Below are 12,944 nucleotides of genomic sequence, written 5' to 3'. Positions count from 1 at the left end.
TCAGACAAGCCCCAGGAGAAGTCCGCCCCGATGGCGATCGACGCCCCATCTTCTCCCTCCGCCCAGCCCTGGTCCGACCGGCTGCGGCATTCGACCGTGATCCTGATCGCCGCGGCGCTGGCGCTGTCCGTCGTCGTCTCGCTCGGCGAATTGTCGGCGCTGCACGCCGCGATCGTGTTCCTCTGTATCGCGGCGGCGGCGCTGGTCCCGTGGCGACTGCATGATCCCGCCGCCTCGCGCGACGACGTCAGGCGCATCAACCCGGTCGAGAGCGCGGCGGTGGCCGCGGTCGTCGCCGGCATGCCGGATCCGGCGGTGCTGCTCGACCGCGCCGGCCGCGTCATCCACCTCAACGCCGCCGCCGCTCAGCTCGCGCCGGCGCTGCGCCGGAACGAGCTCGCCCAGTTCGCGCTGCGCTCGCCGGAGATCATCACGGCGCTGCGCGAAGCGATCGCGACCACCGAGCCGCGGCGCGCGACCTATCTCGACCACGTCCCGGTCGACCGCTGGCTGGAGCTCATGATCACGCCGGTGCCGGTGCCGACCAGCTTCGGCGGCGCCGACAAATGCATGCTGATGACCTTCCACGACCAGACGCCGCTGCGCCGGGTCGAGGAGATGCGCGCCGACTTCGTCGCCAATGCCAGCCACGAGCTGCGCACGCCGCTGGCCGCGCTGTCGGGCTTCATCGACACGCTGCAGGGCCAGGCCAAGGACGATCCCAAGGCGCGCGAGCGCTTCCTCGGCATCATGCACAACCAGGCCACCCGCATGGCGCGCCTGATCGACGACCTGTTGTCGCTGTCGCGGGTCGAGCTGTCGGCCCATGTCCGGCCCGACACCTTGGTCGACCTGCTGCCGATCATCCGCCAGGTCGCCGACGGGCTCGAGCCGCTGGCGCGCGAGCGTCAGGTCGAGGTCGAGATCCATCTGCCCGAGGGACCGGTGATGATCGCGGGCGACCGCGAGGAGCTGCTCCGCCTGTTCGAGAATTTGATCGAGAACGCGCTCAAATACGGCGCCTCCGGCGGACGCGTCATCGTGTCGCTGACCTCAGCCGCAGCCACTGATGGAACTCAGGAAATCCGGATCATAGTCCGCGATTTCGGCCCCGGCATCGCGCCCGAGCACCTGCCGCGGCTGACCGAGCGGTTCTACCGGGTCGACGTCGGCGACAGTCGCTCGCAGGGCGGCACCGGGCTCGGATTATCGCTGGTGAAACATATTCTTAACCGCCATCGCGGCCGCCTTTTGATCGAAAGCGTGCCCCGTCAGGGGGCCACTTTCACCGCCTGTTTTCCCCAGGCTAAGACTTAGTTTAAGCCTGAAACTCCAGCGATTTCAATCGCTTGAGTGTGTCATCCGACTGTCACGAAACCTTCGTAAAAGCACAGCCGACCGCTCCTAAAGGGGCGGCGCGGGGAGCGCGATCGGGCGCGGTTGGCGCTTCGCTCCCCTGTATGGAGACCAGCATGAATTTCATCAAAACCATGGTCGCTGCCGGCTTGCTCGCCGCATCGACGACGGTGGCCTTCGCTGCCGACATCACGGGTGCCGGTGCCACCTTCCCGTTCCCGATCTATTCCAAATGGGCTGACGCCTACAAGAAGGAGACCGGCAACGGTCTGAACTACCAGTCGATCGGCTCCGGCGGCGGCATCAAGCAGATCCAGGCCAAGACCGTGACCTTCGGCGCCAGCGACGCGCCGCTCAAGGCCGAGCAGCTCGAGAAGGACGGCCTCGTCCAGTGGCCGATGGTGATGGGCGCCATCGTCCCCGTCGTCAACCTCGAGGGCGTGAAGCCCGGCGAGATGGTGTTCGACGGCGAGACGCTCGCCAGCATCTATCTCGGCAAGATCACCAAGTGGGACGACGCCGCGATCAAGAAGCTCAATCCGAACGTGAAGCTGCCCTCGGACGCCATCACCGTGGTCCGCCGCTCGGACGGTTCGGGCACCACCTTCAACTTCACCAACTACCTCTCCAAGGCCAGCGCGGACTGGAAGAGCAAGGTCGGTGAGGGCACCGCGGTCGAGTGGCCGGTCGGCGTCGGCGCCAAGGGCAATGAAGGCGTGTCGGGCAACATCAGCCAGACCAAGAACTCGATCGGCTATGTCGAGTACGCCTATGCCAAGCAGAACAAGCTGACCTACACCGGTCTCGTCAACAAGGCCGGCAAGCCGGTGCAGCCGACCGTCGAAGCCTTCCAGGCGGCCGCCTCCAACGCCGACTGGGCCAAGGCGCCCGGCTACTACGTCATCCTGACCGACCAGCCCGGCGAGAAGTCCTGGCCGATCACCGCGGCGACCTTCATCCTCATGCACAAGGACGCCACCGACAAGGCGGCCTCGCAGGAAGCCATCAAGTTCTTCCGCTGGGCCTTCAAGAGCGGCGGCAAGGCGGCTGAAGAGCTCGACTACATCCCGATGCCCGAAGGCGTCGTGACCCTGATCGAGAAGACCTGGGCTGCCGAGATCAAGAGCTAAGTAGGGCTCTCGCGTCCCGGACGCGGCGCGGCCCTGGCGATGCGAAGCATCGTCCAGGTGCCGCTCCGCGAGAGCCGGGACCCGCAAGACTTCCGCTCCGGATCGGTCATGCCGTGTCCGGAGCGCGAGACCGACAAAAAGACTGACAACAAGCGTATATTATCGGGCACAGGGGATCGGCGTGGCAGAAATGGCCGTTCAGAGCGATGTAATCGACGACGCCGGACCGTATGACCGCGCCAAGGCCTTGAGTGCGTTCAAGCTCGGCGACGTCACCTTCTACTGGATCACGCGGCTGTCCGCGATCTCGGTGCTCCTCATTCTCGGTGGCATCATCGTCTCGCTGATCGTCGGCGCGTTCCCGGCGATGAAGGAATACGGCTTCTCCTTCCTGTGGACGCAGCGCTGGGCGCCGTCGGCCGATCCGCCCGTGCTCGGCGCGCTCGGGCCGATGTATGGCACGCTCGTCACCTCCTTCATCGCGATGCTGATCGCCATTCCCGTCGGTCTCGGCATTGCGATCTTCCTCACTGAGCTCTGCCCGCAATGGCTGCGTCGCCCGATCGGCATGGCGATCGAGCTGCTCGCCGGCATTCCCTCGATCATCTACGGCATGTGGGGCTTCTTCGTGCTGGGCCCGTTCCTGGCCAACACCTTCCAGCCCTTCATGATCAGGATCTTCGACGGCGTGCCCGTGCTGGGCGCGATCTTCGCAGGTCCGCCGTCCTATCTCAGCACGTTCAACGCCGCGCTGATCCTCGCCATCATGGTGCTGCCCTTCATCACCTCGATCTCGGTCGACGTGTTCAAGACGGTGCCGCCGGTGCTGAAGGAGGCCGCCTACGGCGTCGGCTGCACCACCTGGGAAGTCGTCCGCAGCGTGGTGATCCCCTACACCCGCGTCGGCATCATCGGCGGCGTCATGCTGGCGCTGGGCCGCGCGCTCGGCGAGACCATGGCGGTGACCTTCATCATCGGCAATTCGTTCCGCATCTCCTCATCGATCTTCGCGCCGGGCACCACGATCTCGGCGGCGATCGCATCCGAGTTCGCCGAGAGCGACGGCCTGCACCAGTCCGGCCTGATCCTGCTCGGCCTCTTGCTGTTCGTGCTGACGTTCTTCGTGCTGGCCGCAGCGCGGCTGATGCTGATGCGGCTGGACAAGAAGGCGGGGAAGTAACGTCATGGCGCTCAATCCGATCTATTCGCGTCGTCGCCGCAAGGATATCGTCATCCGCGGGCTCTGCTTCGCCGCGGCCGCCTTCGGCGTCACCTGGCTCGCGCTGATCCTGGTCACGCTGCTCTTCAACGGCCTGGCCGGCCTCAATCTTCAGATCTTCGTCGCGGATACGCCGCCGCCCGGTTCGACCGAAGGCGGCCTGCGCAACGCGATCGTCGGTTCGATCATCATGACGTTGATCGGCGTCGGCATCGGCGCGCCGCTCGGCCTGTTCGCCGGCACCTACCTTGCCGAATACGGCCGCAACGACAAGCTGACCTCGGTGATCCGCTTCATCAACGACATCCTGCTCTCGGCGCCTTCGATCATCATCGGCCTGTTCATCTATGGCGCGGTGGTGGTGCCGATGCGTGGCTTCTCCGCGATCGCGGGCGCGCTCGCGCTCGCCGTCATCGTGATCCCGGTCGTGCTGCGCACCACCGAGGACATGCTGCTGCTGGTGCCGAATCCCCTGCGCGAGGCGGCCTCGGCGCTCGGCCTGCCGCGCTCGCTGGTGATCAAGCGTATCGCCTATCGTGCGGCCCGGTCGGGCCTCATCACCGGCGTGCTGCTCGCCACCGCCCGCGTCGCCGGCGAGACCGCGCCGCTGCTCTTCACCGCGCTGTCGAACCAGTTCTTCAGCCTCGGCCTGAACAAGACGATGGCCAACCTGCCGGTTACCATCAACAACTTCGTCCAGAGCCCCTACGCCTATTGGAAGCAGCTCGCCTGGAGCGGCGCGCTGCTGATCACGCTCACCGTGCTTGCCCTGAACATTGGCGCGCGCATCCTCGGCGCCGAGAGGACTGCAAAATGACCGACCTGTCCGTATCCATGAGTTCCAACGCTCATCTGGCCTCGCAGCCGCTGCCGGAAGCCCCGGCCAAGGTGACGGTGCGCAATCTCAATTTCTATTACGGCGAGCACCACGCGCTGAAGAACATCAACCTGACGCTGGGCGCCAACCGCGTCACGGCGTTCATCGGCCCGTCGGGCTGCGGCAAGTCGACCCTGCTGCGCATCTTCAACCGGATGTACGATCTCTATCCGGGCCAGCGCGCCACCGGCCAGCTCATGCTGGACCAGACCAACGTCCTCGACCCCAGGCTCGACCTCAATCTGCTGCGCGCCCGGGTCGGCATGGTGTTCCAGAAGCCGACGCCATTCCCGATGACGATCTACGAGAACATCGCCTTCGGCATCCGCCTCTACGAGAAGATCTCGAAGTCCGAGATGGACGACCGCGTCGAGAAGGCGCTGCGCGGCGGCGCGCTGTGGAACGAGGTCAAGGACAAGCTCAACGCCTCCGGCCTGTCGCTCTCCGGCGGCCAGCAGCAGCGCCTGTGCATCGCCCGCACCGTCGCGGTGCGCCCTGAAGTGATTTTGTTCGACGAGCCCTGCTCGGCGCTCGATCCGATCTCGACCGCCAAGGTCGAGGAGCTGATCCAGGAACTGTCCGAGAACTACACGATCGCGATCGTCACCCACAACATGCAGCAGGCGGCGCGCGTCTCCGACAAGACCGCCTTCATGTATCTCGGCGAGCTGATCGAGTTCGACGACACCAGCAAGATCTTCACGTCGCCGAGCGACCGGCGCACGCAGGATTACATCACCGGCCGGTTCGGCTGAGGAGACGCGACATGGGTACTGAACATACCGCAAAGGCTTTCGACACCGACCTCCAGGAGCTCACCCGCCTGGTCGCCGAGATGGGCGGCATCGCCGAGCGCATGATCGTCGATTCCGTCGACGCGCTGATCCGCCGCGACGTCGCGCTCGGCCAGCGCGTCGTCACCATCGACGCCGAGCTCGACGCGCTGCAGAAGCGCATCGAGGAACGCGCGGTGCTCACCATCGCCCGCCGCCAGCCGATGGCGGTGGACCTGCGCGAGATCGTCGGCGCCATGCGCGTTGCGACCGACCTCGAGCGCATCGGCGACCTCGCCAAGAACATGGGCAAGCGCGTCGCCGCGCTGGAGACCGACTTCCATCCGCTGAAGCTGTTCCGCGGCCTGGAGCACATGACCGACCTCGTGCAGCAGCAGGTCAAGTCGGTGCTGGACGCCTATGCCGCGCATGACCTGCCGGCGGCGATGGCGGTGTGGAAGGGCGACGAGGAGGTCGACGCGATCTGCACCTCGCTGTTCCGCGAGCTCCTCACCTACATGATGGAGGATCCGCGCAACATCTCGTTCTGCATCCATCTGATGTTCTGCGCCAAGAACATCGAGCGGATCGGCGACCACGCCACCAACATCGCCGAGACCGTGTTCTACATGATCGAGGGCCAGGCGATCACCGACAAGCGGCCGAAGGGCGACATGACCACCTTCGCCACGACGGTCCCGAATACCTGAAGACTTGAAGGAGCGACGACCCGATGGGCGCACGCATTATGGTGGTTGAGGACGAGGAAGCTCTCACCGAGCTGCTTCGCTACAACCTCGAAGGCGACGGCTATGACGTCGAGACGGTCATGCGCGGCGACGACGCCGACACCCGCCTCAAGGAGCACATCCCGGACCTGATCGTGCTCGACTGGATGCTGCCGGGCCTGTCGGGCATCGAGCTGTGCCGCCGCCTGCGCACCCGCCCCGACACCAAGCAGCTCCCGATCATCATGCTCACCGCGCGCGGCGAGGAGAGCGAGCGGGTGCGGGGGCTTGCGACCGGCGCCGACGACTACATCGTCAAGCCGTTCTCGGTGCCGGAGCTTTTGGCGCGCGTGAAGGGCCTGCTGCGGCGCGCCAGTCCTGAGCGGCTCGCGACAGTGCTGGCCTATGGCGACATCGAGCTCGACCGCGACAAGCGCCGCGTGGCGCGCTCGGGCCGGCCGATCGATCTCGGCCCGACCGAATATCGCCTGCTGGAGTTCTTCCTGGAGCATCCCGGCCGCGTGTTCTCGCGCGAGCAGCTGCTCGACAGCGTCTGGGGTCGCGACATCTACATCGATGAGCGCACTGTCGACGTCCATATCGGCCGCTTGCGCAAGCTGCTCAATCTCGGCCGCGAGCAGGACCCGATCCGCACCGTCCGCGGCGCCGGCTACGCGCTCGACGACCGCTTCGCGAAGGCGGAGCAGACGTAAGGTTTGCTGGCGTTGGCTTTGGCGGGCTGCCGCCGCATTCTCCGGTGTCGTCCCTGCAAAAGCAGGGACCCATAACCACAGGCAGTGGTTTGGCGAAGACTCGGAGTGACCATCTCGCGCGACAACTGCGCCTTGTGGTTATGGATCCCCGCGTTCGCGGGGATGACACCGAGTTGGTGGAGCCGTCATCGTGTGACGGCTGCAGTCTTGACGATCAGAGAATTCCGCGAACTCAGCGCGGACCCGGCTTCGCCGGCGCGCGCCGGCGATCCGCCGCCGGCTGATACGCCACGCGCGAGTGCTGGGCGCAGTAGGGCAGGCCGGACAGTGCCTTGCCGCCGCAGAAGAAGAAATCCGGGCTCGAGGGATCGCCGACCGGCCAGTGGCAGGTCGCCTCGTTGAGCTCGAGCAGCGACAGCCGCTGGCCCATCGGCACCACGTTGTCGTAGGTGACGGGTTCAGCCTCCACCTCGACCTCGAAGGCCTGCGCCAGCGCGGTGTTGCCGCGCGCGATGGGGCGGGTCACCCGCATCATGTGCTGCGCAGGACGCGCCTTGCGCGGCCGGGGCGCTGCCGATGAAGGGCTCTTGGCGCGGCCGGACAGACCCAGCCTGTGCACTTTGCCGATCACGGCATTGCGGGTCACATTGCCGAGCTCAGCTGCGATCTGGCTGGCCGAAAGTCCGGCCTCCCAGAGCTTTTTCAGCTGCTCGACGCGATCGTCGGACCAGGTCAAAACCGTCATTGCACCCTTTCCCTCGCTACGCGCCAGCCATCCTGGGGCCTCGCAGCGATTGCCTAAGCCTTCAAAAACCCGTGCCGTCAGAATCCCTTAAGGCTCGCCGGGCGCGTGACTGACGCCCGAACGTTTACGCCGGTACAAGAGGACTCTTGGGATCAGAACCGCTGCACGAGATGTCGTATCTGACAATCCAAACGCTACAATATGGCGTGACTCCCGCGCAAGAGTCCGCCGACTCGCTTCCACATGTTCCGTGGTGAAAACCCGCAAAATCGGCACCGCAAGACTACGGATTCAGCGTTTCCTGAGGCTTTCCGGGCGGCATTGACACCCGTCTTGCCAAGCATAAGATAGTCCCGCGTGCCGCCCTTAAAAGGCGGCACGTTTCGTTTTCCGGGCCGGTCGATGGTGCGTTGCGCAATGCACGCGTCACACCGTCCGCAACATTCAAGTGACATCATGACTAACAGCGCAGCGCCGCATTTGCTCCCCGTTTTCGCCAGAGCCGACCTCGGCTTCGAGCGCGGCGAAGGCTGCTGGCTGATCGCGACCAATGGCGATCGCTATCTCGATTTCACCTCGGGCGTAGCTGTGAATGCGCTCGGCCATTGCCACCCGCATCTGATCAAGGCGCTGCAGGAGCAGGCGACGAAGCTCTGGCACATGTCGAACCTGTTCCAGAGCCCGGACGGCGAGAAGCTCGCGAGCCGGCTTTGCAACGAGAGCTTTGCCGACTTCGTGTTCTTCTGCAATTCGGGCGCCGAAGCGCTGGAAGGTGTGATCAAGCTGGTCCGCCATCATCACTTCTCCAAGGGGCATCCGGAACGTTATCGCATCATCACCTTCGAAGGCGCCTTTCACGGCCGCACGCTGGCAACGCTGGCCGCGACCGGCTCTGCAAAATATCTCGAAGGCTTCGGCCCGCCCATGGAAGGCTTCGACCAGGTGCCGCATGGCGATATCGAGGCCGTCAAGAAGGCGATCAGCCCGCACACCGCCGGCATCCTGATCGAGCCGATCCAGGGCGAGGGCGGCGTGCGCTCGGCAACGCCGACCTTCCTCAAGGCGTTGCGCCAGCTTTGCGACGAGAAGGGCCTGCTGCTGGCCTTCGACGAGGTGCAGACCGGCATGGGCCGCAGCGGCGATCTGTTCGCCTATCGGCGCACCGGCGTCACGCCTGACGTGATGTCGCTGGCAAAGGCGCTCGGCGGCGGCTTCCCGATCGGCGCTGTGCTGGCGACCGCGGATGCGGCAGCCGGCATGGGGCCCGGCTCGCACGGCTCGACCTTCGGCGGCAATCCGCTGGCGATCTCCGCGGCCAATGCGGTGCTCGACGTCATGCTCAAGCCCGGCTTCTTCGACCACGTGCAGAAGATGTCGCTGCTGCTGAAGCAGAAGCTCGCCGCCGTGATCGACCGTCATGGCGATGTCGTCAGCGAAGTGCGCGGCGAGGGCCTTCTGATCGGCATCAAGGCCGTGGTGCCCTCCGGCGATCTCGTCGCGGCGCTGCGCAATGAAAAACTGCTCACGGTCGGGGCCGGAGACAATGTCGTGCGTTTCCTGCCACCGCTGATCGTGACCGAAGCCGAGATCGAGGACAGCGTCGGGCGGTTAGAGCGCGCCTGCGCCGCGATCTCGTCCAGCCAGACCAAGCGGGCGGCAAGCTGATGAGCAAGTCCCCGAAGCACTTCCTGGATATCAACGAGCTGCCGCTGTCGGAGCTCAAGACCATGCTCGCGGCGTCCTCCGCCATGAAGGCGAAGCAGAAGGCGCAGCAGCCGGTGCGGCCGCTCGAAGGCAAGACGCTGGCGATGATCTTCGAGCGCCCGTCGACCCGGACACGCGTGTCGTTCGACGTCGCGATGCGTCAGCTCGGCGGCGAGCCCATCATGCTCACCGGTGCCGAGATGCAGCTCGGCCGCGGCGAGACCATCGCCGACACCGCGCGCGTGCTGTCGCGCTATGTCGACGCCATCATGATCCGTATCCTCAACCATGACGCGCTGCTGGAGCTTGCGGCCAACGCGACGGTGCCCGTCATCAACGGCCTGACGCGGCGCTCGCACCCCTGCCAGGTGATGGCCGATCTCATGACCTATGAGGAGCATCGCGGCCCGATCGAGGGCAAGACGGTGGCCTGGACCGGCGACGACAATAATGTGCTGGCGTCCTGGGCTCACGCCGCCGAGCGCTTCAAGTTTCAGCTCAATGTCGCGACGCCGCCGGAGCTCGCGCCGAAAAAAGTGATGCGCGACTTCATCAAGGCGACCGGCGCGCCGATCATGCTCGGCACCGATCCGGAAGCCGCCGTGCGCGGCGCCGACTGTGTCGTCACCGACACCTGGGTGTCGATGGGCGACAAGGAAGGCGAGCACCGCCACAACGTGCTCAAGCCCTATCAGGTCAACGGCAAGCTGATGTCGCTGGCCAAGCCCGATGCGCTGTTCATGCACTGCCTGCCCGCCCATCGCGGCGAGGAAGTCACCGACGACGTGATCGACGGTCCGCAATCGGTCGTGTTCGACGAGGCCGAAAACCGCCTGCACGCGCAGAAGGGCATCCTGGCCTGGTGCTTCGATGCGGTGAAGTAAGGGCGCTGCAAGCCCGACGGCCGCCTCACACACAACTGTCGTCCCTGCGAACGCAGGGACCCATACCGCGGAATCTCTCTTGTGGCGGGCTGGCGGAGGCGAGCGGTCTTCGCCAAACCGCATCCTGTGGTTATGGGCCCCGGAGCTGCGCTTACGGTTGTCCGGGACGACATCGAATTTGCCGCAACGTTGTGCAACCTTATCGCCCCCGAACCCACCACCCCGCGCCCCTTCCATTTCCCACCGACCGACCCCAGATAACGACCCATGGTTTCCCAATCCCCTCAGATGAAAGCCGGCCCCGAAGGCCCGGTTCGCGCGCCATCAGCGGTTCCGATCGATGACGCCGTGTTGCCCTACGAGGTCGACGCGCTCGACGTGCGCGGGCGCCTGGTGCGGCTTGGCCCGGCGCTCGACGAGATCCTGACCAAGCACGATTACCCCGCGCCGGTCGGCAAGCTGCTCGGCGAGGCCATCGTGCTGACGACGCTGCTCGGCTCGGCGCTGAAATTCGAGGGGCGCTTCATCCTGCAGGCCCAGACCGACGGCCCGGTGTCGTTCCTGGTCGTCGACTACATGGCGCCGGATCGCCTGCGGGCCTATGCGCGCTTCGATGCCGCGCGTCTCGGCGATACCAAAGATTCCGGCACGCTGCTCGGCCGCGGCCATCTCGCCATGACCATCGACCAGGGCCCCGACATGAGTCGCTACCAGGGTCTGGTCGCGCTCGACGGCGGCAGCCTCGAAGACGCCGCCCACGAATATTTCCTGCGCTCCGAGCAGATCCCGACGCGCGTGCGCCTCGCGGTTGGCGAGGAGTGGCGCTCCAACGACGGCGGCAAGCATCGCTGGCGCGCCGGCGGCATGCTGATGCAGTTTCTGCCCAAGGCGGCGGAGCGCGCGCGGCAGGCTGATCTGCATCCCGGCGATGCCCCCGATGGCGTCGAGGTGCACAGCGTTGCCGAAGACGACGCCTGGGTCGAGGCGCGTTCGCTGATCGAGACCGTCGAGGACGTCGAGCTGATTGATCCCGAGCTCTCCGGCGAGCGGCTGCTGTTCCGCCTGTTTCACGAGCGCGGCGTGCGCGTGTTCAATCCGATGGTCCTCAAGGCGCAATGCTCCTGCTCGCGCGATGCGGTCGCCGCGATGCTGAAGAGCTTCTCGCCCGACGACCGCGCCGCCATGGTCAAGGACGACAAGGTCGTCGTCACCTGCGAGTTCTGCAGCTCGGTGTATGATTTCACGCCGGACGAGGCGGGCGTCGAAGGCGCGTAGCGAGCTCTCGTAGGGTGGGCAAAGGCGCACTTGCGCCGTGCCCACGAGCTCTCGACGGCGGCGAAAGACGTGGGCACGCTTCGCTTTGCCCACCCTACGGCGCCTGCCCTGTGTCGCGCTCTGTCAATCCGCTTCGCTAAAAATATTCCACTTTACCGAAATTCGGTTTCGGCGTATGTGTTGCCCATCCCGGCTCACCCAAGAGGGGCGACTATGTGTCGTCACTGTCGCGAGCCGGGCTTGCGGTGGACGCGGCAGCGTCGGCACGAGAGGTGCGGGCAGGGCGGGTAGTCCCTGTGAGCCCGAAACCGCGTGTAGATGAGCGGCGCTGTTCAGTTCGTCTCGCCACATTCTTTCGGCAACGTCGACAAGGCCGGGAGATAATGTGGTGACCAGCGAACGCGCGTACGGCAAAACCGTGTGGTCCTGGCCGTCGTTGCTACGGTCAAGCTGTTCGAAGATGCGCGCGAGCCCAACCGGGTGGACGGCATCGTCAATTCGAACGGCGAGGGAGGCCAGAAGGAATGGTCGGCTCCCGGGAGATCACGGCATAAGCCGTCCAACCATCGCGCAGGGAAGGCCGAGTGATCGGCGACACCTGTATGCTGCTGTGCGGTCTTCTTGCGTGCGCTTTTCGCGCAGCAGACCGCGGGTGCCAGCCGGCACCCGGCCTTCCCTGCGCCCTCTTGGCTTTAGAGGGTAGCGAGACCAAGCAAATCTCGGGCGATTCAAGCCGCGAGGCCGCCAAGGCGTGTCTGCAAGCTGAGCTGCGTGCCACAAACTCGATATCGTAGGGTGGGCAAAGCGCAGCGTGCCCACGCCTTGTTGTTGATGGAAAGAGATCGTGGGCACGGCGCTATGCGCCTTTGCCCACCCTACGGCAGCGCCGCTGGGATGTGCAGGGGAGCATCGCAATGCATGCGCCCTCTCCGATCTCGTGCCCCGGACGCTGCGCAGCACGAAGTGATGCGCTGCAGAGCCCGGGCCCATCTCGCCGCGTGCCGTGGCGCTCCTTTGTCCCGGCTCTGCGCAGCGCCACTACGTGCCGCAGCGCGTCCGGGACACGAGAGCGAGGCCCTAATTCAGCACCCTCTTATTGTCCGGGCTATCCAGCGAAAACGCCGGCACGTCGATCTCGAAGCGCTCGCCGCTTTCGGTGACCATCTGGTAGCGGCCGGTCATGAAGCCGGAGGCGGTCGAGAGCGGGACGCCGGAGGTGTATTCGAAGCGCTCGCCGGGGGCCAGGATCGGCTGCTCGCCGACCACGCCCTCGCCCTTCACCTCCTGCTGGCGCCCGGAGGCGTCGGTGATGATCCAGTGCCGCGTCTTGAGCTGCACGGTCTCCTCGCCCGAATTGACGATGACGATGGTGTAGGACCAGAAGTAGCGGGAGCGGTCGGCCGACGACTGCTCCGGAACAAAGTTCGGCTCGACGGTCACTTCGATCTGGCGGGTCACGGCGCGGTACATGATTGCTATCATACCGAAATCCGGCGCTGGAACCAAACGCCGGAGGCGGCTTTGGCGACATCGTCCCGCC

The 12,944-nt window shown here is 65.6% G+C and carries 12 protein-coding genes; 10 read left to right on the top strand and 2 right to left on the bottom strand.

The features are described 5' to 3' along the window. Window positions 1-30: 30 nt before the first annotated feature. The 7 genes from GGD65_RS14300 to phoB all read left to right on the top strand — a co-directional run bounded on the left by GGD65_RS14300 (window position 31) and on the right by phoB (window position 6,796). On the top strand, window positions 31-1,317 hold the full coding sequence (locus GGD65_RS14300; RefSeq protein WP_183235663.1) for an ATP-binding protein: 1,287 nt from the start codon (window positions 31-33) through the stop codon (window positions 1,315-1,317). 155 nt (window positions 1,318-1,472) lie between these two features. Beyond that, window positions 1,473-2,486, top strand: coding sequence for a phosphate ABC transporter substrate-binding protein PstS (gene pstS, locus GGD65_RS14295; RefSeq protein ID WP_179739972.1), 1,014 nt, complete (start codon window positions 1,473-1,475; stop codon window positions 2,484-2,486). A gap of 190 nt (window positions 2,487-2,676) precedes the next feature. Next, a complete protein-coding gene (gene pstC, locus GGD65_RS14290; protein ID WP_026201750.1) occupies window positions 2,677-3,666 on the top strand; it encodes a phosphate ABC transporter permease subunit PstC in 990 nt (329 codons plus the stop codon). A gap of 4 nt (window positions 3,667-3,670) precedes the next feature. Continuing rightward, window positions 3,671-4,522, top strand: a complete 852-nt coding sequence (gene pstA, locus GGD65_RS14285; RefSeq protein ID WP_018316910.1) for a phosphate ABC transporter permease PstA — start codon at window positions 3,671-3,673, stop codon at window positions 4,520-4,522. Beyond that, complete coding sequence (pstB, locus tag GGD65_RS14280) at window positions 4,519-5,337, top strand: phosphate ABC transporter ATP-binding protein PstB (RefSeq protein WP_018316911.1); 819 nt, start codon at window positions 4,519-4,521, stop codon at window positions 5,335-5,337. The genes pstA and pstB overlap by 4 nt, the downstream gene beginning before the upstream one ends. Before the next feature lie 11 nt (window positions 5,338-5,348). After that, window positions 5,349-6,065 carry a phosphate signaling complex protein PhoU gene (gene phoU / locus GGD65_RS14275; protein ID WP_018316912.1) on the top strand — a complete coding sequence of 239 codons (717 nt, stop codon included), beginning with the start codon at window positions 5,349-5,351 and terminating at the stop codon, window positions 6,063-6,065. Between the two features lie 23 nt (window positions 6,066-6,088). After that, window positions 6,089-6,796, top strand: coding sequence for a phosphate regulon transcriptional regulator PhoB (phoB, locus tag GGD65_RS14270; protein ID WP_018316913.1), 708 nt, complete (start codon window positions 6,089-6,091; stop codon window positions 6,794-6,796). A gap of 232 nt (window positions 6,797-7,028) precedes the next feature. Here the strand turns inward: phoB and GGD65_RS14265 are convergent, their stop codons facing one another. Beyond that, window positions 7,029-7,541 carry a GcrA family cell cycle regulator gene (locus GGD65_RS14265; RefSeq protein ID WP_018316914.1) on the bottom strand — a complete coding sequence of 171 codons (513 nt, stop codon included), beginning with the start codon at window positions 7,539-7,541 and terminating at the stop codon, window positions 7,029-7,031. Between the two features lie 456 nt (window positions 7,542-7,997). On the opposite strand from GGD65_RS14265, the gene GGD65_RS14260 reads away from it, so the two are divergent. The 3 genes from GGD65_RS14260 to GGD65_RS14250 all read left to right on the top strand — a co-directional run bounded on the left by GGD65_RS14260 (window position 7,998) and on the right by GGD65_RS14250 (window position 11,404). Beyond that, window positions 7,998-9,206 carry an aspartate aminotransferase family protein gene (locus GGD65_RS14260; protein WP_183235662.1) on the top strand — a complete coding sequence of 403 codons (1,209 nt, stop codon included), beginning with the start codon at window positions 7,998-8,000 and terminating at the stop codon, window positions 9,204-9,206. After that, window positions 9,206-10,129, top strand: coding sequence for an ornithine carbamoyltransferase (gene argF, locus GGD65_RS14255; protein ID WP_179739976.1), 924 nt, complete (start codon window positions 9,206-9,208; stop codon window positions 10,127-10,129). The genes GGD65_RS14260 and argF overlap by 1 nt, the downstream gene beginning before the upstream one ends. 267 nt (window positions 10,130-10,396) lie before the next feature. Next, a complete protein-coding gene (locus GGD65_RS14250; RefSeq protein WP_018316917.1) occupies window positions 10,397-11,404 on the top strand; it encodes an Hsp33 family molecular chaperone in 1,008 nt (335 codons plus the stop codon). A gap of 1,077 nt (window positions 11,405-12,481) precedes the next feature. On the opposite strand, the gene apaG is transcribed toward GGD65_RS14250, so the two are convergent. Then, window positions 12,482-12,874 (bottom strand): Co2+/Mg2+ efflux protein ApaG, encoded by a 393-nt coding sequence (gene apaG, locus GGD65_RS14245; protein WP_026202434.1) that lies wholly within the window; start codon window positions 12,872-12,874, stop codon window positions 12,482-12,484. Between the last annotated feature and the right edge of the window lie 70 nt (window positions 12,875-12,944).

The sequence above is a fragment of the Bradyrhizobium sp. CIR18 genome, from assembly GCF_014198295.1.
Classification (GTDB): Bacteria; Pseudomonadota; Alphaproteobacteria; order Rhizobiales; family Xanthobacteraceae; genus Bradyrhizobium.
This window is presented reverse-complemented; position numbering and strand designations above follow the sequence as displayed.